A 25,848-nucleotide genomic window follows, 5' to 3' on the forward strand; every position below is an offset into this window, starting at 1 on the left:
GTACTTTCTCGAGTCATTGCACGTTTGAAAAACATGTCCATAAGCGCATCTGAATCGGCCACTGCCACGGTTAGCCAGCTCCGGGACGAAGCCTTCCATTGGCTGGTGCGCCTGACGTCCGGGCACGCCACCCAAGCCGATGCCGAGGCCTTTCGCCGGTGGAGCGCACAGAGCTCCGAACATGCCCGGGCATTTGTCCAGGCCCGGCAGTTGTGGCAAGCCATGGCGCCTGCCGAGCAAATGCTCCAAGGCGTACAGGCGGCTAAGGTCATCGATCACCCCCGACGTTTCGGCCGGCGAGCGTTTCTCGGCGGGGCGATTGCCGCGTCAGTGGCGGTATTGGTAGCGCGTCCGGCGCTGTTCGATGGCGGGTTCATGGGGGCTGATTTTCAAACCGACGTGGGTGAGCAACGGCGTGTCGACCTGGTCCAGGGCGTAGTGCTTGAACTCAATACCCAGACGCGTATCAGCCAGCGCACCGTGGCCGCGGGCGATGCCGCCATCGAAGTGCTGAGCGGCGAAGTGGAGGTCCAGGCCCGTACGCCTTTGCGCGTATTGGCCGGTAATGCCGAGCTGCTGGCCGATGGTGCGCGATTCAATGTGCGAGCCATCGATGGCAGCGTGTGCGTAACGTGCCTGGAAGGTCGCGTGCAAGTCCAGCATCAAGGACGTCGCATAAGCCTGGTGCAAGGCCTGCAACTGACCTATACCGCGCAGCGACAAGGCCAACCCAGCGCCTTCGACACGCAGCAAGTGATGGCCTGGCGTGAGCAGATGCTGGTGTTCAACGACGCACCGTTGGCGAGCGTGATTGATGAAATCAACCGCTACCGCCCTGGGATGATTGTGTTGATGAACGCGCAACTGGGGCAGCGCAAGGTGCAGGCGCGCTTCAGCTTGGCGCAATTGGCGAATGTCGCCGTGCTGATTCGCGATGCCTATGGCGCCTCGATCACCGAGCTACCGGGCGGCATCGTGCTGGTCAGCTAAAACCACTCATGCACTATCATTCAACCGGCGCCAATACCTGGCGGTACTGCTCGGTGCCTTGCGCCGTGCGACGGCTGAAGCTGAACTCCAGGCCAGCCGGGTTTTCCTCCTTGCTGCCGGTCAGATGGCTCCAGCCACGATCCGCGCGCCATACCCGCACATCGACGCGCTCCAGTTCACTGAGCACCGCCACGCCTCCCTTGGGCGCAGGTAATGGGTAGCGCGACCGGCCGGCACCGGCGGCGCGAAACAACGTGCCGTTGTCGATCCACCATTTCACGCGCTGCACGCTGCCGTCCTGCGCCGCCGTGGCGCGTATCAGTTCCAATTGCAACGGGTTGCTGTCGCTGCTGCGGATGCTGATCGCCGCAGGCGCCGGAAGGCTGGCGACAGACGGGTCGTCAGGGGCTTTTGGCTCGGCCAACTCAGTGGTGGCGCGCAGGGCAAAGTCTCGCTGCAACTGGTTGAGCGCACGCATCAGTTGCGCGTGTTGCTCGACGCTGTCCTGCAAGTGAGCGTCGGCGCGGGTCACGCCGTCGAGCCCGCGCCAGGCGATCAGGCTGACGATCGTCATCAGCATAATGGCGACCATCACCTCAATCAGCGTGAAGCCTCTTTGGCGGTCCATCACTGCACCTCGATGCGGCCAGTCGCGGTGCGCGTCACCGATACGCTGGCCTGGTTGCTGGACAGGGTGACTTGCAGAGGGGCGCCAATCCATTCGGCGTCGAGCACCAGCGTTTTGCCCTGGCGTATGCGCACCTCCACTGGCGCCGAATCCCAGCGTCTGGGCCGTAGTTGCGGGTCGTTGATGAACTCCCGATCCCGCGCATCGACGACATCCCTTCGCACGAAACGGTAGCCCTGGTTGTCGGCGACCCAGGTGATGGGCCGGCCGTCGCTGCGCGCTTCGGCCTGGGCGGTCCCGAGCAGCAAGGCCAGGCGCTTGGCGTCTTCACGCAGGCCGCGCGCCGGGTCGGCGTGGATGTTCAAGCTGATGGCGGCGCTGGCAATGCCGATGATCACCAACACCACCATCAGTTCGATCAGCGTGAAGCCTTGTTGCCGGTGTCGCCAATTATTCATGGCGCTGCGCCTGTATCTGGGGTGGATTTGCAATAAAAGCGTGAGAAAGCACGGGTAGCCTGATTCACTCGAATTCACGGAGGATCCGCTCATGCGCCATTTCCATCGGTTGAACCCGGCCACCCTGGTACAGGCTGCCGCCGTGCTTGCCAGCGTGGCGGGGCTGGTCACATGGGGTTTTTTGCTCAACGATTCGGCGCCCGTGCAAGCCCAGGCCAGCAGCGCAGCCTTGCCACCGCTGGCCGCCACCGGCCAGGAGGCGGCCCAGTGGTTTGCCAGTTCGGCGCATACCCTGGAGATCAAGCTCAGCGGCCTGTTGGCCGGCCCGAATGGCGCGGTAGCGGTCCTCAGTATCGATGACGGGCCGCCCCGGGCCTTCCTGGCGGGGGAGCAACTGGGCGAGGGCGTGCGCTTGCGCGGTATCGAAGGCGACGCCGTGGTCATCGACCGCGCCGGCACTGAGTCGCGTTTGCCGATAGCCCGCCTGCCGGCGCCGGTGGCGCTGCCGTCGCTGCGTTGATTCATGGTTTGGCGATGGGACGGCTGAACAACGTTTCCAGGCGCGCCAGCGGCGGCCCGTGTTGTTCACGATCATGCACCAGGACCTGCACCCGCAGCAGATCGCCGCTGCGAGTTACCCGCTGTTCACAACTGAGTTTCAAGCGTCCTTGATCACAGCGCTGCATGGCGCTGTCCTTGTTTTTCACTCCGCGCAGACGCAGTTCGGCCAGGCTGTTCTGCGCCGCCAACAGTGCCACCGAGCGCTCGCGCAGAAGCGCGTTGCTCTGGCTCATTTGTCCACTGGCGCGTACCGCCGCCGACATCGCCACCGCCACGATCAGCAGCGCCACCAACACTTCGATCAGGGTAAAACCGCGTTGCCGGGGCACCTGTCTGGTCATGGTGATGAACGTCGTCGGGGAAATGGACTTCAGCCTAATGCCCGCACTTGACGGATTGCTGACCAAAGCTCCTGAGGATTTTTTATACCAGTGACATATGCGACTGGAACAATCCGCAGCGAATGGAAACCTCAATCCGCGCCGAACCAGGCGCCAGCCAAGGAGTGTCGAGATGGGTGTCGCGTCGTCTAACCGTCCCACACAAGGCCCTCGCCGGCAGCGAGGTTTTACCCTGATCGAAATCATGGTCGTGGTGGTCATCCTCGGGATTCTCGCCGCCATGGTCGTGCCCAAAGTCCTCGACCGGCCGGACCAGGCCAGAGCCACGGCGGCTCGCCAGGACGTCGCCGGGCTGATGCAGGCGCTCAAGCTGTTTCGCCTTGATCAAGGACGCTACCCGACCATGAACGAAGGCCTCGCAGCCTTGGCGCAAAAGCCCGCCAATGCCACCAGCGCCAATTGGCGCGCTTATCTGGAGCGATTGCCCAAGGACCCTTGGGGTCGTGCCTACAATTACCTCAACCCAGGCACCAACGGCGAGGTTGATGTGTTCTCCCTCGGCGCCGATGGCCAGCCCGACGGTGAAGGCGTCAACGCTGATATCGGCTCCTGGCAGCTTTAGCCGTGGGGCATTCAGCGCAGCGCGGCATGGCGGTGATCAGCGCCTTACTCGTAGCGACCGTGGTGGCGGTGATTGCCGCCGGCATGATCGCCCGGCAGACGCAGGTGACTCGTGGCGTGGAAAGCGAAAGCCAGCGAGTGCGGGGCGCCTGGCTGTCCAACGGGGTGCTGGAGTGGACCCGGCAGGCGCTGTGGCAGCAACGGCTGCGCGAACCCATGACGCGTTTGGACCAGGACTGGGCGCAGCCCATGCGCGGCGTGCGCCTGGGCTCTGAGAGCGGCGTGTTCGACGGTCGCATCAGCGATGAGCAGAGCAAATTCAATCTGCGCAACCTGGTCCTGGACGGACAGCTCGACACGCTGGAATCCGCTGTGTTCGAACGCCTTTGCGCCGAACTGGGCGTGCCGCTTGCCCAGGCCAATCGCATCGTCCAGCGAGTGATCGAAGCGTACCCCAGGCGTTTGCAGCCTGCGTCGCAAAGCACGAGCGCCGGAACGGGATTGGCCAGCGGCCGCCTGACATCGCCCGACGCAGACAGCCGTCCGCTGCCCGCCACCCGGCCGATGTTGCGCCACTTCGATGACTTGGCCAGCTTGCCGGGTATCGACCCCGCCACTCTTGAGCGCTTGCGCCCCTTTGTCACGGTGCTGCCAGCAATCACCTGGGTGAACGGCAACACCACCACCGCCCAAGTCCTGGCCGCGCGGGTGCCCGGCATGAGCGTGGCCCAGGCGCAAGCGCTGATCGCCGAGCGCGACCGTGGCCAGTGGTTCATCAATAGCGGGGATTACCTCAACCGCTTGCGTGTACCGCAGATGAGCACTGAACAACTACGGCTGGGTATCACCAGCGAGTGGTTTCTGTTGCGCGGGCAATCCACCGTCGAGCAGCGCCAGTTCAGCGTCCAGGCGCTGTTCTATCGCGGTGAGCTGAACCGGCCCCGAGTGATTTGGTCGCGGGTGGGCGCATGAGCGCTTTACTGCGGATGGCCCTGGCGCCGTTGGCGCAGTTGAGCGCCGACAGCCTGTTGGAGTGTGCCTGGCTCGACCGTAAGGGCGCGTTGGTCAAGCAGGGTCGACAGTCTTTGCGCGAGCTGAGCAGCGCTGCCCAAACCCAGGCGTTGGAGCTCTGTCTGCATCCCCAGGACAGCTTGCTGGCCTGCGTCGAATTGCCCCCGCTGCCACCTGCGCGCCTGGGCGATGCCGTGCGTTGCGCGGCGGACAACCTGCTGCTGGGCAGCGACGATATCGTTCACCTGGTACACGGGCCTCGCGACATGGGCGGCCAGGTGCAATTGGCTTGGTTTGACCGGGCGGCCCTGCAGTGTCTTTCGCAGTTGTTGCAAACGCTCAAGTTGCAGCCGCGCGGCCTGTACGCGGCGCCGTGCTTTTTATCGTTGGCCGAGGCCGGCGCGTGCACGGCAACTTGGGTGGAAGATCATCTGCTGGTACGCGAGGACCTTCAACGCGCCTGGGTTCATCCCTTGATGGAAGAAGGGCTCGAGCAATTGCGCGAGAGGGCGGTGCGTTGGGTCGGCGCGCGGCCAGAATGCTTGGCCGACGTCGATCCATTGCCGGGCGAACAGCGCTGGATCGGCCCGGTGCCGTCATGGAGTCTGCTCAGCGGCATCGAGCAGAACCCACGGGGCAATCAGCGCTGGGGCCGTGCCGTCGCTGGTTGCGCGATGGCGGCGTTGATCTGGACCTTGGGCCTCAATCTGTATGCCATGCGGCTGGCCGATGAGGGCCAAGCAATCAAGAGACAGATGGTCAGTCGGGTGCAGCAGGTTTTCCCCGAGTTGCCGGTGGTCCTCAATCCCTTGCAACAGGCGCGTCAGCAACGTGATGCGCGACGCGACGGGACGTTGGCCGAAGGACCGCTCAGCTTCGCGGTCCTGGTGCAGCAGGCGGCTGGGCATTTGCCGTTCATGGCGGGCGCCGTCGACAAGCTCGACTTCGATGGCACGCAATTGCACCTGATCCCGCGCGCGCCGGCCCGCAAACCCCCTGCCGAGAGCAGTTGGCAAGCCAGCCTGGCGCAAGGCGGCATACAAGCAGATCTGGCCAACGGGCAGTGGACCCTTAGGCGTTTGCCAGCGGACGCCAAGACGACGCCCGTCGCGGAGGCCGCGGATGAGTAGCCTCGCCGGCTATCGCGCCCGCTGGCAGGCCCAGCGCGCCAGCGCACTGCAGTTCTGGCAACGCAGCAGCGCGCGGGATAAACGCATCTTGCGCGTCGCCGCCGTGGTGTTGCCGGTGATGGTGCTGTGGTACGGCTTGATCCAACCGCCGCTGCAACGCATCGATCATTGGCAGGTCGAGCTGCCGCGCCTGCGTTCCCAGGCGACAGCGCTGGAATCGGTGCTGGGCGAGGTGCAAGGCGCCAGCGTACCGCCCGGCGCGATCACCCCGCAGGTTTTGCATGAGCGTTTGGATGGCATCGGTCTCGCGGGCGCCTACCGCCTGGAAAACAGCGCAGAGGGTGATGCCACGACGTGGCGGCTGACACTCGATAACGCGCCGGCCGACGCCGTGTTGAACTGGTTACTGGACGACGCACCCAGGCTCGGCCTGCGGGTGCGTGACGCTCATTTGCAACGGACAGCAACGCAAAGTACTGAGACGGCCGCGCGGATTTCCGGGGTCGTCGGCATGGAACAGGCGCCAGGCGCTAAGGACTCTTCATGAAGCGGTTTGGTACGTACGCGTCAACATTTCCCTTGGCGCTGCTGCTGAGTGCCTGTAGCCAATGGGGCGGCGAGCAACCGCAGCCCATTGCCGCGCAAAGCGAACTCGGCCAGCCCCTGGCGCAGACCGGCAGCGGCGATGCGCTGGTGGAACGCCAGCGAGCCCAGGCGCAGGTGCAAGAGCAGCGGCAGCGGCAGGTCAACAAGGCACCGTCGCGCTCGAGCCCGCGTTCTTCCGCCGACGCTGCGGCGGTGGCCGGCAACGGCTTGGGCAAGCAGCCGGTGCAGTTGAATTTTGTCGAGGCCGACATTCCCGCCGTGGTGCGCGCTTTGTCCCGGGCAACCGGTCGCCAGTTCCTGGTCGATCCGCGCATCAAAGGCCAACTGACCCTGGTGTCTGAAGGCGAAGTGCCGGCTCATACCGCCTACGACATGTTGCTGGCGGCCCTGCGCATGCAAGGCTTTGCCGTGGTCGAAGTGGAGGGCGTCAGCCAGGTGGTGCCGGAAGCCGATGCCAAGTTGCTGGGCGGCCCGGTGGGGGACGCCGACCGTCCGGCGGGCAATGGCATGATCACGCGGACCTACCGCCTGCAGTACGAAAACGCGGTCAACCTGATTCCGGTGCTGCGGCCTATCGTGTCGGCTAACAACCCCATCAATGCCTATCCTGGCAACAACACGGTAGTGGTCACCGATTACGCGGAAAACCTCAGGCGCGTGGCGCAGATCATCGCCAACATCGACATTCCCGGGGCCATCGACACCGATGTGGTGCCGGTGCAGAACGGGATTGCGGTCGACATCGCGACGATGGTCTCCGAGCTGCTGGACGTGCAGGGCGCCGATGCCACGCAAAAGGTCTCGGTGATTGGGGACCCACGGTCCAACAGCATCATCCTGCGCACCGGCAGCCCCGAGCGTACCGAATTGGCCCGCCAGTTGATCTACAAGCTCGACAACGCGCAGAACAACCCGAGCAATCTTCACGTGGTGTATCTGCGCAACGCCCAGGCCAACAAATTGGCGCAGGCCCTGCGCGGCTTGCTCACCGGTGAAGGGGAAATGGCCGGTGCGTCCACCGACGGCGCGCGAGCGCTGTTGAGTGGCGGCGGCCTGGGGGGCCAATCGGGCAACAGCACCACCGGCAATGGCAGCAGTTCCTCGAGTACCGGCGCCAGCTCGCAAAACAGCAACGGCCAGGGCGCCGGCCTGCAAATGCCGAGTGGTCAGAGCGGCCAGAGCGGCCATCAGTCCGGCGAAAGCGCGGTGGCGTTTTCCGCCAATGGCGTGACCGTGCAGGCCGATACCACCACCAACACCTTGCTGATTTCCGCCCCCGACCCGTTGTATCGCAACCTGCGGGAGGTCATCGACCTGCTCGACCAGCGCCGAGCCCAGGTGGTGATCGAAAGCCTGATCGTCGAAGTCAGTGAAGACGATGCCAGCGCATTCGGCATCCAATGGCAGGCCGGCGACCTTGCCGGCAATGGCTGGATCGGCGGCGCCAACCTGGGCGGCGCCGGCATCAATACATCGGCCAAGAACAGTATCGATGCGCTGCCCGGTGGCCTGAGCATCGGCAAGGTTTCGGGCACCGTGAATATTCCGGGCATCGGCCAGGTGTTGGATCTGAAAGTGCTGGCCCGCGCGCTGAAAAGCAAGGGCGGCACCAACGTGCTGTCCACCCCCAATCTGTTGACGCTGGACAACGAAGCGGCGAGCATTTTCGTCGGTCAGACCATCCCGTTCGTCACGGGCAACTATGTGACCAATGGCGGGGGCAACAGCAACAACCCGTTCCAGACCATCGAGCGCGAGGAAGTAGGCCTGCGCCTGAACGTGCGTCCGCAGATCTCCGAAGGCGGCACGGTCAAGCTGGACATCTACCAGGAAGTCAGCAGCGTGGACCCGCGTGCCTCCAGTGACGCCGGCACGGTGACCAACAAGCGCGCCATCGACACCAGCATCCTGCTCGACGATGGACAGATCATGGTACTGGGCGGCTTGCTCCAGGATGGTTTTACCGAGAGCTCCGATGCCATTCCGGGGTTGGGCAGTATCCCCGGCATCGGCGCGCTGTTTCGCAGCGACAGCCGTTCGAGGACCAAGACCAACCTGATGGTATTCCTGCGCCCGTACATCATTCGCGACAACAATGTCGGACGCAGCATCACCCTCAATCGCTATGACTTTATCCGTCGCGCCCAAGGCAATCTGCAGCCAACCCACAAATGGCCGCTTACCGATATGCAGGCGCCGCAGTTGCCCCCAGCCGAGCAGGCGATGCCGCTCAACGTGCCGTCACGCAATCCAGCGCCGCTCAATCAGGTGCCCCGCGCAGCCATCCGCGCCGTGCCGCTGGAAACGGGCAAGCAGCCATGAACCCTGGGCAACCAACCCGCCAGGGCGCGTTGCCCTACGCCTGGGCCAAGGCCCAACGGCTGTTGCTCAAGGCTGGCGAGGAGGGCGATGTGCTGTTGGTCAGCGCCGCAACGCCCGGCTGGGCCATCAATGAGGTTCGTCGCCGTTATGGCATCACCGCCTTGCAACGCATCCGCGACGATGAGTTGGAGGCGCTGCTGACCAGCGCCTATGCCGATACCGGCAGCGCCGCCGCGATCGTCGGCGCGGCGGAAAATGAAGTCGACCTGGACCGGCTGATGCAAGACATCCCGGAAGTCGCCGACCTGCTGGACAGCGAAGGTGGCGCCCCGGTCATCCGCATGATCAACGCGTTGCTGACCCAGGCGGCGCGGGATGAAGCCAGCGATATTCATATCGAGCCGTTCGAAAGTCATTCCGTGGTGCGCTACCGCGTCGATGGCGCCCTGCGCGATGTAGTCGCTCCGCGCAAAGCCTTGCATGCGGCGCTGGTGTCGCGGATCAAGATCATGGCGCAGTTGGATATCGCCGAGAAACGCTTGCCCCAAGACGGCCGCATCGCCCTGCGTGTCGCCGGACGACCCATCGACGTGCGGGTATCCACCGTGCCCACCGGCCACGGCGAGCGGGTGGTGATGCGCCTGTTGGACAAACAGGCCGGGCGGTTACAGCTGGAAACCTTGGGCATGGCGCCCGCCGTGCTCACTCAACTCGACCAACTGATCCGCCAACCCCACGGCATCGTGCTCGTCACCGGTCCTACCGGCAGCGGCAAGACCACCACGCTCTATGCCGCCCTGGCCCGCCTGGATGCCAGTACCAGCAACATCCTCACCGTCGAAGACCCGGTGGAATACGATTTGCCGGGCATCAGCCAGATTCAGGTCAACAGCCGGATCGACATGAGCTTCGGCCTGGCCCTGCGCGCCATCCTGCGCCAGGACCCGGACGTGATCATGATCGGCGAAATCCGCGACCAGGAAACCGCCCAGATCGCGGTCCAGGCCTCGTTGACCGGGCACTTGGTCTTGGCGACTTTGCACACCAACGACGCCGTGTCGGCTGTGTCCCGGCTGACCGATATCGGCGTGGAACCCTTCCTGTTGGCGTCGTCACTGCTCGGCGTCCTCGCGCAACGCCTGGTGCGGCGCTTGTGTCCGCAATGCAAGCAGCCTGATGAAGCGGTGCCGGGACAGTGGCGCCCCCACGGCTGCCCACGTTGCAATCACACCGGCTACAGCGGCCGTACCGGCATCCATGAATTGTTCGTGGTGGACGACGAGGTGCGCCGGCTGATCCACCAGGGCGAAGGCGAACAGGCGCTGCGCATAAGTGCGCGGCAGGCCGGTATGTCGAGCATGCGCGAGGACGGCGAGCGGTGGGTGACCAGTGGCTCCACCGCCCGCGAGGAAATCCTGCGCGTGACCCGGGACGCTTGATGAACCGCTACCGTTTCGAGGCCGCCGATGCCTCCGGGAAAATCCAACAGGGCGTGTTGGAAGCCGACAGCCAGCGCAGTGCGATGGGTGAACTGCGTGGCCGTGGGTTGACGCCGTTGCGCATCGATGAACAACAGGCCGTCAACAGCGCCAGTGCGCCCGGTATGTTCAGCCCCAAGCTGTCCGACGGCGATCTGGCCTGGGCCACCCGCCAACTGGCGAGCCTGCTGGGCGCCAGCTTGCCGTTGGAAGCGGCCCTGTCGGCCACCGTGGACCAGGCCGAGAAACGCCACATCGCCGAGACCCTGGGCGCGGTGCGTGGCGATGTGCGCAATGGCATGCGCCTGGCCGATGCGCTCGCCGCACGGCCACGGGATTTTCCCGAAATCTACCGGGCGATGATTGCCGCTGGCGAAGAATCCGGCGACCTTGCCCAAGTGATGGAACGCCTGGCCGACTACATCGAAGAACGCAACAACCTGAGGGGCAAGATCCTTACGGCGTTTATCTACCCGGCGGTGGTGGGCGTGGTCTCCATCGTCATCGTGATTTTCCTGCTGGGTTTCGTGGTGCCGCAGGTGGTCAGCGCCTTTTCCCAGGCGCGCCAGGACCTGCCAGCCCTGACCCGAGTGATGCTGCAGGCCAGCGATTTCCTGCGCGCGTGGGGCTGGGCCTGTTTCGCCGGGCTGGCCGGTTGCTGGTGGGGGTGGCGCCGCTATTTGCGTAACGCCGAGGCACGCCTGGCCTGGCATAGCCGGGTGTTGCGGCTTCCGCTGATAGGCCGCTTCGTGCTCGGGGTGAACACGGCGCGTTTCGCCTCGACCCTGGCGATTCTCGGCAGCGCCGGCGTGCCACTGTTGCGTGCCCTCGACGCCGCCGGGCAGACGCTGGCCAACGACCGCCTGGGCCATTGCGTGGCCGATGCGACGCTGCGGGTACGCGAAGGCGTGGGCCTTGCCAACGCGCTGCGAGTCGGCAAGGTGTTCCCGCCCATCCTGATCCACCTGATCGCCAGCGGCGAAAAAACCGGTAACTTGCCGCCCATGCTCGAGCGCGCCGCGCAAACCCTGTCCCGCGATATAGAACGTAGGGCCATGGGCATGACGGCGCTGTTGGAGCCGCTGATGATCGTGATCATGGGTGGCGTCGTGCTGACCATCGTCATGGCTGTGCTGCTGCCGATCATCGAGATCAATCAGCTGGTGCAATGAAACCTGCGTCATCCCACACCAGAGCGCCACTCGGGTTCATCCGTTCGACATGTACAGCGCGCCAGGCTACGGCCCACGGGGAAGGGCACGGCATGGGGTTGCACTCATGCTGCGAAAGCTGAGCGAAATGTCAGGAAGGTGTCGGTAACTCCCGAGAATATTTAGGAAAAACAGCGTCGAACACCCGAGATTTTTTCCTTTCTCTGTCACCGGAAGTTGAGAGCTTCTACGCCGTGGCCACCCCTTTAAAAGAGCGCTGGAAATCTGCTCGGGGCAGCGGTCGCGATGAGAAGCACAAGCGAACTACCAACGTCCAGACACGATGAAAGGAGATTCTTCATGTTCAAGCGCAACGTTCTTGCTGTTTCCATGGCCGTCGCCGGCCTTTGCTCCGCCCAGGCCATGGCCGCTGTCGTCGGTGGCGGTGCCACTCTGCCGCAGAACCTGTACGGCGTGCCTCCAACCGGTGGCGTCGCGGCTCCCGTCGGCATCCTCAACGGCCCTGCGCCACAACCGGCCTTCGCCAACTACGTGGGTGTGGGCAGCGGCGGCGGCAAGACCGCTTTCCTGACCAACAACTCCGACGTGCTGGTCTGGAACCTGGACGGCAACTCGGCCACCGCCCTGGAAAAGGTCTACGTTCCGGCCGTGACCGTTGACTACGCCGGTAGCGACTCGATTCTGTCCAGCGCTGAACTGACCACCTATCGCGCCGCTCACCAGTCGCCCGCCGTGCCGACCGGCAACGCCGCCAACTGGGGTCCGATCATCCAGATTCCTGCCGAAGCCACTTCGGTGACCGTTCCATACAAACTCACGTTGGCCAACGGCACCGCCGTCAACAACCTGAACCTGACCAGCGCCCAGCTGTGCAACATTTTCTCGGGTACTGTCACCACTTGGAACCAGGTCAACAGCACCTATCCAACCACCCCGATCAAGGTCTACTACCGCGCCGGCAGCAGCGGCACCAGCGAGATCTTCACCCGTCACCTGAACAGCCAGTGCCCGACCAAGTTCACCACCAACGGCACCTTCACCACGGCCGTCGGCACCGTTCCGGCAAACGCCACTGCCGTGACCGGCAGCACCGCGATGGCCAGCACCGTGCTTTCCACCGAAGGCGCCATCGGCTACGTCGGTCCGGAAGACGTCAACGCCAGCAGCAACGCCGTGGTCGCTCGCGTCAACGGCAACCTGCCCACCATCGGCAACGTGACGACCGCCCTGAGCACCATCGCTCCGCCAGCCGCCGCTGATCGTGGCCTGCCGGAAAACTGGGCCAAGGTCCTGCCTAACCCAGCGACGGGCTACAGCATCGTTGGCTACACCTTCCTGGTATTCAACCAGTGCTACAAGGACAGCACCGATACTTCCGCTGTTCGCAGCTTTATCGGCCGCCACTACACCCTCAACGACCTGCTCAACAACGACGATGAAATCATCGCCGCCAAGCTGATCCCGATCACCGACACCTGGAAAACCGCGGTCCGCGAAACCTTCTTCACCGCCACCAACTCGCTGTCGGTGGGCAACACCACCGCCTGCAACGGCATTGGTCGTCCGCTCTAAACCCTGAACACCGGGTTCGCTGCATGAACCGGCAACAGCCTCGCGCTGTTGCCGGTTTTTCGTTTCAGGCAACCGCCCGGCAGATGAACATTGCATGACAAAAGTTCGGTCGCGATGGCGTCAACCTGCCTTGGGATTAGTCATTTGCGTGCCTCGTCCAGAGGGCGCTACCGAATTCGCCCTGCGTAAAAAGGATCCGTAGTGATGCGTCGCCGCCCACAGAAAGCCATTCGCCGTAATGCTGAATCCACCGCTGTGCTGTGCCTCAAGCCCTTGGCCCAGGCCATTGCCTTGCTGCTGCTGGCCAACCCCGCGTACGCAGCGACCAGTTTCAGTTCGGCCTGGTTCGCGGCCAAGGGCGCGGCTCCGGCGGCGGGCCCGACCAGCCCCAGCGCGCCGCGCCCTGGAACGCCTCCACCGCTGGCGCAGCAACAACGGGTGCAGCAGCAGTTGGGCCGTTCGCTGGCGAACATGAACAGCACGGTGGCGGCGATCGCGGCCAGCCAGGCTGCCCAGGCGGCAGGGCGTGCGGCCACCTTTGGCGCACCGCAAACCATCCATAACGGTTTGGGTGGCAATGGCCTGAACGCGGTGATTGGTCCGGACGGCAAGCCGCTGTTCGTCAACGCCAATGGCCCGGTGCAGACCGATGCCAATGGCAAGGTCGTGGTGACCGTCAAGCAGACCGCCGACAAGGCAATCCTCAACTGGGACACGTTCAATATCGGCCGTGACACCACCCTGGCGTTTCAACAGGACGCCAGTTGGGCGGCGTTGAACAAGGTCAACAACAGCACCGCGCCGAGCCAGATCCAGGGCCAGATCAAGGCCGACGGCACGGTGATGATCCTCAACAGCAACGGCGTGGTATTCAGCGGCAGCAGCCAGGTCAACGTGCGTAACCTGGTGGCGGCCGCCACGGATTTCAGCGACGAGCAATTCAAGACCGGTGGCCTCTACAACGCCAGCGCCGCAAGTTTCACCAACGCCCAAGGCGCGATTCGGGTGGAGCAGGGCGCGCAGATTTCCACGGCCGCCCCAAGCAAATCGACCGCCGGTGGCGGCTATGTGTTGTTGCTGGGCAAGACCGTCGACAACGCCGGCACCATCAGTACCCAGCGCGGCCAAACCGTGCTGGCGGCCGGTGACAGCTTCACGATCAAAAAAGGCTTCGCCAGCGACGGCAACTCGACTTCAACCACCCGCGGCAATGAGGTCATCGCCCATCAAGTAGGCGGTACGGGTGCCGGGCAGGTGAGCAACACGGGGCTGCTGATGGCGGCCAGCGGCGACGTGACCCTGACCGGCAACCAGGTGCGGCAAAACGGCGTGGCCGTCGCCAGCACTTCGGCGGACACCCGTGGCACGCTGCATCTGACCGCGCGCGGTAGCGAGGCCAACGTGACCCTCGGCGAAGGCAGCACCACGGCGATCCTGTTGGACGCCAGCGCCACGGCCCTGGACAGTCAGCGCGACAGCTTGTTGAAGCCGGTCGTCAGCCAGGACGGCAAGGTGATCCCCGCCGACACCTATCGCCGTGACCTGTCGCTGGTGCGGATCGACAGTGCCGGCAGCGTCGACTTCCAGAAAGGCTCGATCACCCTCGCCACCGGCGGCCAGGTCGCGGTGAATGCCGGCACCCGCAGCCTGGTGCGCGACGGCGCGGTGATCGATGTGTCCGGCGCCACCGGGGTCAAGGTGGCGATGGAAGCGAACAGCATCAAGGTCAACATCCAGGGCAACGAGCAGCGTGATGCCGCCGGCAACCGTGATGAAGGTGCGTTGAATAACAACGATGTGTGGGTGGATACCCGCGAGCTGGTGTTCGTCCCGGCGGGCACCAACGGCTACGCCACCGATCGCTGGTACACCGCCGGTGGCTTGCTGGAAGTCAGCGGCTACCTCGGCACCCAGGGCCATAGCGCCGCCGAATGGATGGCCCAGGGCGGTACCGTGAGTTTTACCGGTAATGACTTGGTCACTCAGGCTGGCTCGCAGATCAATATGTCCGGCGGCACGCTGGACGTGCAAAGCGGCACGATCAAGCAAACCTGGCTCAGAGGCGCCGATGGCCGCTTGTATGAACTCAACAGTGCGCCCGGCGACAGGCTCTATACCGGCCTCTACAAAGGCTACGAAGACCATACCCAGCGCTGGGGGCAAACGAACTATTACTACAATCCCCTGATCGCCCCGCGATCGCGCCAAGAAGCGGGCTACACCGTTGGCCGCGACGCCGGCACCCTGGTGATTGGTACGCGTAATGCGGTGCTCGAAGGCACACTCGCCAGCGACACCTTCCAGGGTGATCGCCAGACCCGCGCCGCCCAGGTCGGCCTGGATGGCTACCAGCAGTCGCAAAAAGCCGTGGCCCGGGGTGGGCAACTGGTGGTCGGCGCGTACGTGCCGTTCTACGTGAAGGAAAGCGGCACCGTGGAATATGCCCTTGGCGCCACGGCCGATACGCTAAAGAGCGTCGTCATCGGCAAAGGCGCCGCAGGCGTTGCCAATGGCATCGACCTCGGCAGTGCCTTGCCGACGGATCGCCAGGGGACGTTGTACCTGGACAGCAACCAGCTCAGCGGCTTCAAGCTGGGTGCGATCAAAGTAGCCGCCAGCGAAGGCATCAATGTCGATGGGGCGTTGCAGGTAGCCCCGGCCGGCACCATCAGTTTGTTTGGCCCGAAAGTGGCCGTGAATGCTGACATTACCGCCCACGGCGGCGTCATTCAGGTGGGCAGGGATTTCGTTCAGGTCGATGGTTCGATGCCGGTGGCCGGCGCTTCCTCGATCACCGTGGGCAAAGGGGTGCGCCTGGACGCCAGTGGGCTGTGGAGCAATCTGCAACTGGACCCTGCCGACATCAGCGCCTTGCCCTATCAGAACGGTGGCAGCATTGCCCTGAAGACCGGCGGCGCCCTGGTGCTGGGCGCCGGCAGCGTGCTGGATGTTTCTTCCGGCGCGGCCTTGCTCAATTCGGGCAAGTTGCAGGGCGGCAAGGGCGGCGATGTCAGCCTGAGCACCGTCACTGGGGAATTGAGCTTGGGTGGGGAGTTGCGTGGCCAGGGTGTGAAGGGTGGCGGCACCTTGCAACTGCATGCCGGTAAGGTGCTGATCAGCGACACCGCGACATCGGCGGCGGCAGGTACTTTGTTGCTCGATGGTGGTTTCTTCAAGAAAGGCTTTTCCGCCTACGACATCATTGGCAGCGATGGCCTGGAAGTCGCCGAGGGCACTCGAGTCGACGTCACGTTGCCGGTGTATCGCCAAGGCTCGGCCGCCGCTGGGCTCGCCACCGGTGGCGCGCCTGACAGCGCGCTGGAAACCTGGACGCCGCCGCTGTACCTCGAAGATGCCGGCAAGGGCGTGCTGACCCAACGCCAGGGTGCCAGCCTGTCGCTGCAAGCCGGCAGCCAGAACACCCGCCCGGGGAACGTTGCCACCGCGGACCTGCTGGTGGGCAAATCGGCGGTGCTGAACGTCGATCCCGGGCAGGCGATCCGCTTGAGTGGGATCGGCCAAATCACCGTGGACGGCACGTTGAATGCCTGGGGTGGCTCGATCACGGTCGGCTCCGCGCCTGGGCCGCAAACGGCGCTCATACCACCCACTGACAACTTCAAGTCGATCTGGATCGGCGAGAACGCGGTCCTGGACGTAGCCGCTCGCGCCGCCACCGCCACGGGTGCCAGCGGGAACCCATACGGTTTCGTACGTAACGGCGGAAGTATCGTCATTGGTGGCGAAATCAACCATGCGACGGGCGACGGCGGCGGTATCGGCAAATTCATCGTGGTGCGTGAAGGCGCGTTGCTCGATGCTTCGGGTGCGAGCGCCGTTCTGGATGACGCGGGGCAAAACCGCTTGGTTGCCAGCCACGGCGGCAGCATCAGTTTTGGCTCGACCAGCGGCCTCTACCTTGACGGTCAATTCAAGGCTGCCGCCGGTGGCACCGGCGCGGCGGGTGGGAGCCTGTCGGTCGGACTGGGGGCCACCGTTTATTCGAACAATTCCGATTTGCCGGACGATCAGCGCAAGACCCGCGAACTGATTATCGAGCAACGCCATTCCGCGACGGGGATCGCCGCCGGTAGCGCTCCCGAACAGGGCGCCGCCCTGTTGGAACATGGCTATGCACGGCTTGCGGTGGATCAGGTCGAGGCCGGAGGCTTTGATACGTTGTCGCTGTTCAGCACTGGCCTGTTGACCTTCGACGGCAATGTGAACCTGTCGAAGGCCAACGCGCTGCAACTCTATGCGGGTGCGTACGGCATGGCAGAGACAGCCGCCGCGGACTCGGTGGTCAATCTGCGCGGCAGTTACGTGCGCTTGGCTGGCGCGGTGGATAAAACGGCCGCCGGGGCTGACAACAGCAGCACCGGCATAGGACTGACGCCGTCGGCACGACCTGCCGCGGGGAAACTGCTGCTGACAGCGACCGGGCTCCTTGAGGTCCGTGACGCGGTGAGGATCGGCGGCAGCGGAACGCTGACGATGGCCGACGGAGACGTCCGGCAGGTTGACCGGCGCGGTTTTGCGGATCTGCAGCTCAACAGCCAAGGTGACATTCGGATGGCGAGCAGCCAGACCGATCACAAGATGTTGATTCGTACACCGGGTGTGCTGGGCCTCACCGCCGCGCAGATCTACCCCGGCACCGGTGTGCAAGGGACCCTGACTGCCAAGCGAATAGACATAGGCCGCAATGGCTCGGCGATCCCTTCGGTGCCTTACTCCGCGTTCGGCGAGTTGCGACTCGAAGCGGATGTCATCAATCAGGGCGGCATTTTGCGGGCGCCCTTGGGCAACCTGATCATCGGCCAGACGGCGCTGGAAACGGCGTCGCGTCCCGGCAGTGACGTGAACTTTCTGCCGGGCAGCCTGACCTCCGTCAGCGGCGCGGGGCTCGTCATGCCCTATGGCGGAACAGCGGATGGCAAATCCTACGTGTTCGATGGCGTGACGCTCGACAAGAGCCTGCTGCAGCCAGCCCTCAATGGCGTGCCAGGCAAGATCGATCTGGTGGGCGAGACCATCGACGTTGCGGCGGGGGCGGTGGTGGATGTGTCCGGCGGCGGTGAATTGACCGGCGCCGGTTTCATCTCGGGTCGTGGCGGTTCCACTGACGCGCGCTTCAATCCCTTGGTGCAGTTCGGCCCGGACGGTTTCCTGTTACCGGCACTGAGCAGCAACCCGGTCTACGCCATCGTACCCGGCGTACAAACCGGCTATGCGCCGGTGGGTGGCGAAGCCGGCGCCGTCGCCCCCTTGGTCGGCCAGCAGATTACCCTCGGTGCCGGCATACCCGGCTTGCCGGCCGGCACCTATACCTTGCTGCCCTCGACCTACGCGCTGCTGCCGGGTGCGTTTCGCATCGAGGTCAACGGCCTGGCCGGGCAGGGCGGGGTGGTGCCGACCCAGGCCATGCGTAACGGCTCCTGGGCAACGGCCGGCACCCTCGGCATTGCCGGCACGGGCGTACGCGACAGCCTGGCGAGCCAGGTGATCGTCACCGCGGCGGATACGCTGCGCCGCTATTCGCAGTACAACGAGACCAGCTTCAGTCAGTTCGCCCTGGCGGATGCCGCGCGCCTGGGGGTTCCCGCTGTGCTGCTGCCCCGGGATGCCAAGGCGTTCAACGTCACGTTCGAGCGCAACCAGAGTGACCAACCGAGTTTCAGTTTTGCCGGAAAACTGCTGAGCAAAGCAGCCAAAGATGGTCGCGGCAGCACCACCACACTCACGTTGGTCAGGGCTGGGAACCTGGAAATCATCAAGGCAGGAGAGGCGGCCAGTTCTGGATCGGACGTTGTAACCCTGACTGACGATGCGGTGAATGCCATCGGCGCCAGCAGCCTGTTTATCGGCGGTTACGCCTTGGCCCGCTATGGCCAGGGCGGTAACTTCCTTGAATTCGGAGATGGTAACGGCTCCGTCGCCCGGACCCAAAATATCACCTTGCGCAGCGGCGCGACCTTGCGGGCGCCTGAAGTGTTCCTGGTGACGTCCAGCCCGAATGGTGGAATTACCGTGGAGCAAGGCGCGTCGATCAATACCCTGGGCATGGGCGCCGTGGCCCGTGACTCGCACGACGGCTATATCTACAGCCCCGGTCGCAACAGCGTGCTGGCCGTGTCCAATGGCTACTTGAACATGCTGGCGCCTTCCGCGCCTAACCCGCAGGAGCCAGAAAACGCCCCCGGCAGTATCCGCATTGGTGTATGCGATGGGGTTTGCACCGGCACCACCCGCCTGTATTCCGAGGGCACCATCGCTTCGGCCACGGACAATCGCTTCGAGCTGACGGATGCCGTGCGCTTCGGCACCCGCAACCTGACCCTGGCGGTCGGCGGCATCAACGTCGGCAGTGCCGACACCCTGGCTGACCTGGCGTCACGCAACCTGTTGCCCAATGGCCTGACGCTCAACCAGCAGGTGCTAGATCGTCTGTTGCTCGGCGATACCAGCGCCGGCGCGCCGGCGCTCGAAACCCTGGTGCTGGGCGCTCGCGATTCGCTGAATTTCTATGGCAACGCCAGCCTCGATACCTTTGACGCGGCGACCGGCAAATCACGGCTCAAGGAGTTGGTGCTCACCACGCCCGCCATATACGGCAAGGGCGAGGCGGGTGAAACCGCACGAATCCGCACCCGCGACCTGATCTGGAACGGTGCGCAAAACGAGGCCGCCAGCATCGTGCGCGATAGTGCCGGTACGGGGGCGGGCAACCTGCAAATCGACGCCGAACGCATCGGTTTTGGCTATGCCCCGACCACCGAGCCCAAGGTGGTCAAGGCCTATGACCGGCTGGCGCTGGGATTTGCCAACGTCAATCTCAACGCCAGCGAACGCATCACCGCCAACCATAAGGGTGGCCTGCTGGTTTACCAGCGTCAGGGTGAATACATCACGGGCAAAGGCTTTCAGTACAGCGGCGGCAACCTGAACATCCTGACGCCGTTGATGACCGGCGAGGCTGGGTCGGTCAACCGGATCACCGCAGGCGGCAATATCCGCGTCAGCGCTCCGGCGGGCAGTCGCCTGCCGGTGGCCGGCGCCGATAGCTTGGGCGCCGAGCTGGCGTTGAACGGCAAGAACGTGCGGGTCGAAGGCAACGTGGTGCTGCCCAGCGGCAAGCTGACCCTCAGCGCCGAGGATGAATTGACCCTCACCGCCGCCGCGCGCCTCGACCTGGCCGGACGCAAAATCACCTTCAACGATGTCAGCAAGTACAGTTGGGGCGGTGACCTGATCCTCGAAAGCCGCAACGGCAATATCCGCCAGGCCGCCGGCTCGGTGATCGATCTCTCCGCCGTGAACAACCAGGCCGGCACTCTCAAGGCCACCGCACTGGCGGCGGCCGCCGGCAAGGTCGACCTGGCGGGCAGCGTGCTGGGCAGCAGCAGCGGCTACTACGATGCGGGCGGCACCGCCGTGCCCTACAAGGCCGGCAGCGTGGACATCCGCGCCCAACGCCTGGGCGATGGCAGCCTGAGCGATGACTTTGCCGCCCTCAACCAGCGCCTGAACCAGGGCCAGGTATTCGGCGGGCGCAGCTTCCAGCTCAAGCAGGGTGACCTGGTGATCGGCGATGGCCTCAAGGCCGGTGTGGTCAACGTGTCGGTGGACGGCGGCAAACTCACCGTCAATGGCACCGTGGACGCCAGCGGCGAGCGCGTGGGTTCCATCCGCCTGGCCGGCAAGCAAGGCTTGACCCTTGGCGGCAACGCCGTGCTCGATGCCCACGGCCGCGTGCTGCGGGTCGACAGCTACGGCCAGATCATCGATTCGCCGAACCGCGCCATGGTTGAACTCAGTTCCGGAGATGGCCTGCTGACGCTGGCCGGTGGCGCGCGCATCGATCTGCGCCATGGCACCGCCACCACGGTCGGCCACGACGGCAAGGCCCGTGGCACCCTGGAGCTGAATGCGCCACGCCTGGGCGGCGCCACGGCCGGCGACATCGCCATCGATGCCAGCGGCAGCCTGAACATCCAGGGCGCCAAGCTGATCGCGCTCAATGGCGTGCAACGCTACGACGATGCCGCCTACGGCACCGACCCGGCCGCCAGTGGCCGGCCGTACCAAGTCATCAATCAGGACTACCTCAATGGTATCCATGACGACAACCGGGACTTTATCGACAACGCCTTGAACAACAATGCCTTACGCGATGGCAAGCTGGCGGGCCTCAACAATGCCGCCTATCGCAACGCTTTCCACCTGCGCCCCGGTGTCGAAATCGTCAGTGCCACCGCCGACGGTGACCTGGTGGTGCAGGGCGACCTGGACCTCTCCGGTTACCGCTACGCCAGCCTCAACCCGCTGACGCCAAAAACTGCCGTATACGGTTCCGGCGAAGTCGGCAGCCTGGTGCTGCGCGCCGGGGGCGACCTCAGCGTATATGGCAGCATCAACGACGGTTTCGCGCCGCCGCCGGCAACCCCGGACGACGATGGCTGGGTGCTGACGCCCGGCAAGCAGCTGTTCAACGGTGATGTGATCGTGCGGCGCGCGGGCATCGAGTTGCAGGAAGGCACCACGTTCCTGTCCGGTGTCATCCTCAACTACGACCTGCCATTGCAAACGGTCACCCTGGCCGTCGGTACTCGCTTGCCGGTGTCTGGCACCGTTGCCGAGGCCGTGAGCCTGCCGGCCGGCACGGTACTGGCGGCGAATATCCGCAACGCCGATGGCTCGCTGGCCCACGCCGCCGGAACCCGGCTGAGTGCTGACCTGATCCTGGACCCAGGGATGATCCTCGATGCCGGCTCGGTGCTGGCGGGCGACATGGCGCTGACCGGTCTGGTGTGGCCCAAGGGCGTGGCGTTGCCCAGCCGTCCGTTGAACATGGTCGATATGGCCAACCCGAATGTCATGGTGCAAGCGGGCGCGCTGCAGCTCGCATTGGGCGCGCTGATTCCGGCGGGCACCGATGTGAAGCTCGCCGACGGCGTGGAGAAAATCAACTTGCGTGGCGGGGACGGCAAGGGCCGTAACTGGGCGATTGCACCGATGCTTGCCGAAGGCTCGCAATCGTGGTCGGTACGGACCGTGGCGGGCGCCGATCTTCAGGCGGCCGACACGCGTCTGGCGGACCCCTATGCGCAGAATGGCAAGCTGACGGTGGCGGACACCCATTATGCAATGCAGGGTACCCGCGTTCAGACCGGGGGAGGAGCACCGGTGCCGGGCACCGCGAGCGATCCACTGGTGACGACGGTGGATTTCTCGATGGAGTTCAACGGAAATCTCGAGGCTGTAGGTTTTTCCGCAGCAGCGATGGCGGCGCAGCTTGGCATGAGCGTGGAGGACTTTTGTTCGTTGGGACCAACGTGGTGCACGAACAGTCCCCTGTTCATCACCGCTAACGGTGCCGGTGCCTTGGGCAATCCGGCTTATGAAGGACGTTCGGCCAGCGAACTGGCGGCTGAATTGGGCCAGACCGTGGACATGCTTTGTGTGTCCTCCGATGCCTGCCTGGCGAAGTTGTCCGAGGGTGAGTACCAATACGTCTACAAACCCGAGGCGAGCAGTTTCAGTGTGCTGCGCACCGGTACCGGCGACCTCGACCTGGTCAGTGCGGGCGACCTGAGCCTGCACTCGCTGTTCGGCATCTACACGGCGGGTACTTCGACCCTGACCCAGGCGCAATCGGCAGGCTATAACCCTGCCCGAGGGGTCTGGAAAGATGGTTCAGTCGACCAGGTGACGGACCAAGTGCTTCCTTGGGGCGCCGGTGTCTATGAATCCTTGGTAGACGGAGGCCCGAGCAGCCTCTATCGCGCCTGGTATCCCGATCAGGGCGGCAACCTGTCGTTGACCGTTGGCGCCGACTTGACCGGCGATGTCATCAGCCGAACCGGGCTGAACGCGAGCTCAAGCGTTGGCAACTGGCTGTGGCGCCAGGGCGGCGGCGTCGACGGCACCACCCCCACGGCCTGGTGGATCAACTTCGGCACCTTCGCGGCCGAAGGGCAAAACATGGCACTGGTCGGCTTCACGGGCCTGGGCACCTTGGGCGGCGGCAACCTGGCCGTGGACGTGGCGGGCGATGCCGGCATGTTGGCGCCACGTGGCGACACCGGCGAGCAATACGCTACGCGCAGCCAGGGCTTGGTACTGGCGGTGGGCTCGACGGGGCGCATGGTCAATGGTCAGTTGCAGATGACCGGCGGCGGTGACTTGAGCCTGCGCGTCGGTGGTGGGCTCAACCCATCGCTGAGCGCGCGGGCGCTGGAAAGCGCCAACAGCAAAGGTCCGGTCGCCCAGCGTCATGCATTGAACGGCAGCCTGATCAATTTGCGCGGGACCGTCAGGGCCCATGCCGGTTCTTTTGGCGGCATCGAATTGGTCAGCGGCCCGCATGCGCTGTGGCAGGACCCGCGTGAATCCCGGGCCTACGATCCGTTCCAAGCCACTTCGGCAAGTGCCACCGGCGGCATGATCGTGGTGCCGGGGGACGCCACCGTGGCCCTGGATGCCCGAGGCGATCTGGTGCTGGGCGGCGCCGCCGATGCCGGGCGCCTGCTCTCGCAAGGTACACAGCTCGTCAACTTGGGGGCCGCAGGAAAGGGCACCGGCTCCTCGTGGTTCAGCCTGTGGACCGATCACACCGCCATTGACCTGTTGACGGCGGGGGGCAACCTGACGCCGTTCACGCGCGTCGGCGAGGTGGCCATAGGCGGTAGCGCCCCGGCGCCGGGCGACTCGGCACCCACCGACGGTCGTTTTGTCTATCCGTCCATCCTTCGAGCCACCGCCGCCAACGGAAGCCTTTACTACGGACCTTCCGGGACCTGGACGGGGGGCACGGCGATGCCCAATCTGCCTTACTCGCTAGTACTGGCGCCGGGCGCGCAGGCGCAACTGGAGTTTCTCGCGGCCGACTCGATTTACGCGGGAGGTTTTACCATTTCCCCCACCAACGCTCCTCAGGCGAGCCTGGCCACGGTGGCTCGTCCGGGGTTCAGCTACATGGACAGTACCGGCGTCAAAACCGACACGAATGGCACGGGTACTCTGTTCGCTTTCGGCGGCTCCGGCACCGAAGGCAGTTACCGGGGCGCGGACCAGCCGACACGTTTCTACGCGGTAAACGGCGATATCGTGGGGCTGCGCACGGGGGAGATCCTGTCCTTTTCCGTTCAACCCTACGAGGGTGATATCTGGTACGAAGCCGCTCGGCCGGCCTGGATCATGGCGGGGCGCGACATAGTCAACAGCGGACAGCTCACCAACAATTCCGTGCCCCAGCTCCCTGGCGATGCGAAAAGCACCGGCAACCTGTTCGTCCACGACGACCCCACCGACATCTCCATTGTCTCCGCCGGCCGCGACATCCTCTACAGCACCTTCAATGTCGCCGGCCCCGGTACGCTGGAGATCAGCGCCGGGCGCAACATCCTGATGGAAGACCAGGCCGCGGTGACCAGCCTCGGTCCGGTGAAAGCCGGTGACAATCGCCCCGGCGCAAGCATCGTGATGCAAGCCGGCGTGGGCGCTGCCGGGCCGGATTACCTGGGCTTCGTGCGCCAATACCTGGATCCGGCCAACCTGGCGGACGCCGCTGTCGGCCTGGCCCAACAGCCGGGCAAGGTGGCGAAAACCTACGAGGTCGAACTGGCGGCCTGGCTGACGTCGCGGTATGGCTTCAGCGGTGAGGCCGATCAGGCGCAGGCTTATTTCGCCGCGTTGCCGGCCGAGCAGCAGCGGGTGTTTGCCCGCGAGGTGTACTTCGCCGAACTGCGTGCCGGCGGTCGCGAGTACAACAACGCCAGCAGTCCTCGTTCCGGTAGCTACCTGCGCGGTCGCAACGCCATCGCCGCGCTGTTCCCGACCCACGACGTGGCCGGTAATCCGCTGGCTTACCAGGGCGATATCACGATGTTCGGCGGCGCTGGGGTGCACACCAACTTTGGTGGCGATATCCAGATGCTGACGCCAGGCGGGCAGCAGGTTTTTGGTATCGAAGGCGAAGCGCCGCCGTCCACTGCCGGGGTCATCACCCAAGGCGTTGGCGACATCCAGTTGTTCAGCAACGGCAGCGTGTTGCTGGGACAAAGCCGGATCATGACCACCTTTGGCGGCGACATTCTCGCCTGGTCCGCGACGGGGGATATCAACGCCGGTCGCGGTTCGAAAACCACCCTGGTTTACACACCGCCCAAGCGCGTCTACGACAACTGGGGCAACGTCACCTTGTCGCCGTCGGTGCCGAGCACTGGCGCCGGTATCGCCACGCTCAACCCCATTGCCGAGGTCGCACCGGGCGATATCGATCTGCTCGCGCCGCTCGGCACCATCGACGCGGGAGAGGCGGGTATCCGGGTCTCGGGCAATATCAACATCGCCGCCTTGCACGTGGTCAACGCGGCCAACATCCAGGTGCAAGGCAAGTCCAACGGCGTGCCGGTCAGCGCCGTGGTCAACACTGGCGCCCTGACCAACGCCAGTTCCGCCGCGGCTTCGGCCAGCGACGCGGCGCAAGGCGTGGCTCGCGAGCAACAGGCCGCTTCGCGCAATCGCATGCCGTCGGTGTTTAGCGTGCAGGTCCTGGGCTTTGGCAACGAGCGCCTGGCGCCGTCGCAGGAAGGCGCCAGCCGGGCACCGGACCATGAACCAAGCAACAGCGTGCGGGTATTGGGCGCCGGACGGTTGGACGACCAGGCGCGTAATCAGTTGACCCCGGAGGAACAACGCAACCTGACGCTCTGAGAAACGTCAACAAAACCCCGAGGGCGACAGGCAACTGTCGCCCTTTTTTCATGGGCGCTCGGTCGCTGTCGGTAACCGTTCATGAAGATTCGATGACAAAAGTTCGGTAGTGGCAGGTGGCCGGGGTCAAGGTTGTGTGAAACGGCAACGGCGCAGGATCGCTGTGGACGAAAAGGCCTTTTGCAGGGAAGCCGGACAACTTTTTCTGGCGCTATTTCGCGCTGGATGCCAGGTGTGACAG

At 64.6% G+C, this 25,848-nt stretch carries 14 protein-coding genes; 11 read left to right on the plus strand and 3 right to left on the minus strand.

Features of this window, described 5'->3' with window-relative positions; translation table 11 throughout:
- Positions 1-33 precede the first annotated feature (33 nt).
- Entirely contained in the window at positions 34-990 is a 957-nt protein-coding gene (locus tag HU806_RS03950; protein WP_186610008.1) for a FecR family protein, read from the plus strand.
- A gap of 16 nt (positions 991-1,006) precedes the next feature.
- Here the strand turns inward: HU806_RS03950 and HU806_RS03955 are convergent, their stop codons facing one another.
- Positions 1,007-1,618, minus strand: coding sequence for a PulJ/GspJ family protein (locus HU806_RS03955; protein ID WP_186610009.1), 612 nt, complete (start codon positions 1,616-1,618; stop codon positions 1,007-1,009).
- A complete protein-coding gene (gspH, locus tag HU806_RS03960; protein WP_186610010.1) occupies positions 1,618-2,076 on the minus strand; it encodes a type II secretion system minor pseudopilin GspH in 459 nt (152 codons plus the stop codon). Before gspH ends, HU806_RS03955 begins: the two co-directional genes overlap by 1 nt.
- Positions 2,077-2,167: 91 nt before the next feature.
- Between gspH and HU806_RS03965 the strand changes: the two genes are divergently transcribed.
- Positions 2,168-2,596, plus strand: coding sequence for a type II secretion system protein N (locus HU806_RS03965; protein WP_186610011.1), 429 nt, complete (start codon positions 2,168-2,170; stop codon positions 2,594-2,596).
- 1 nt (position 2,597) lies between these two features.
- On the opposite strand, the gene gspI is transcribed toward HU806_RS03965, so the two are convergent.
- On the minus strand, positions 2,598-2,978 hold the full coding sequence (gene gspI, locus HU806_RS03970) for a type II secretion system minor pseudopilin GspI (RefSeq protein ID WP_186610012.1): 381 nt from the start codon (positions 2,976-2,978) through the stop codon (positions 2,598-2,600).
- Between the two features lie 172 nt (positions 2,979-3,150).
- On the opposite strand from gspI, the gene gspG reads away from it, so the two are divergent.
- From gspG to HU806_RS04015, 9 genes are all read left to right on the plus strand, one after another.
- Entirely contained in the window at positions 3,151-3,600 is a 450-nt protein-coding gene (gene gspG, locus HU806_RS03975) for a type II secretion system major pseudopilin GspG (protein WP_186610013.1), read from the plus strand.
- A complete protein-coding gene (gspK, locus tag HU806_RS03980) occupies positions 3,588-4,571 on the plus strand; it encodes a type II secretion system minor pseudopilin GspK (protein ID WP_527251134.1) in 984 nt (327 codons plus the stop codon). The genes gspG and gspK overlap by 13 nt, the downstream gene beginning before the upstream one ends.
- Complete coding sequence (gene gspL / locus HU806_RS03985) at positions 4,568-5,740, plus strand: type II secretion system protein GspL (RefSeq protein ID WP_186610014.1); 1,173 nt, start codon at positions 4,568-4,570, stop codon at positions 5,738-5,740. The genes gspK and gspL overlap by 4 nt, the downstream gene beginning before the upstream one ends.
- Positions 5,733-6,287 carry a type II secretion system protein M gene (locus tag HU806_RS03990; protein ID WP_186610015.1) on the plus strand — a complete coding sequence of 185 codons (555 nt, stop codon included), beginning with the start codon at positions 5,733-5,735 and terminating at the stop codon, positions 6,285-6,287. The genes gspL and HU806_RS03990 overlap by 8 nt, the downstream gene beginning before the upstream one ends.
- Positions 6,284-8,668 (plus strand): type II secretion system secretin GspD, encoded by a 2,385-nt coding sequence (gspD, locus tag HU806_RS03995; protein ID WP_186610016.1) that lies wholly within the window; start codon positions 6,284-6,286, stop codon positions 8,666-8,668. Before HU806_RS03990 ends, gspD begins: the two co-directional genes overlap by 4 nt.
- Complete coding sequence (gene gspE / locus HU806_RS04000) at positions 8,665-10,107, plus strand: type II secretion system ATPase GspE (RefSeq protein WP_186610017.1); 1,443 nt, start codon at positions 8,665-8,667, stop codon at positions 10,105-10,107. The genes gspD and gspE overlap by 4 nt, the downstream gene beginning before the upstream one ends.
- Entirely contained in the window at positions 10,107-11,318 is a 1,212-nt protein-coding gene (gene gspF / locus HU806_RS04005; RefSeq protein ID WP_186610018.1) for a type II secretion system inner membrane protein GspF, read from the plus strand. Before gspE ends, gspF begins: the two co-directional genes overlap by 1 nt.
- A 339-nt stretch (positions 11,319-11,657) precedes the next feature.
- Positions 11,658-12,890, plus strand: coding sequence for a substrate-binding domain-containing protein (locus HU806_RS04010; protein WP_186610019.1), 1,233 nt, complete (start codon positions 11,658-11,660; stop codon positions 12,888-12,890).
- A 204-nt stretch (positions 12,891-13,094) separates the two neighbouring features.
- Positions 13,095-25,607 (plus strand): filamentous hemagglutinin family protein, encoded by a 12,513-nt coding sequence (locus HU806_RS04015; RefSeq protein ID WP_186610020.1) that lies wholly within the window; start codon positions 13,095-13,097, stop codon positions 25,605-25,607.
- Positions 25,608-25,848: the final 241 nt, after the last annotated feature.

It is taken from the genome of Pseudomonas sp. SWRI154, assembly GCF_014268645.1.
GTDB classification, from domain to species: Bacteria; Pseudomonadota; Gammaproteobacteria; order Pseudomonadales; family Pseudomonadaceae; genus Aquipseudomonas; species Aquipseudomonas marvdashtae.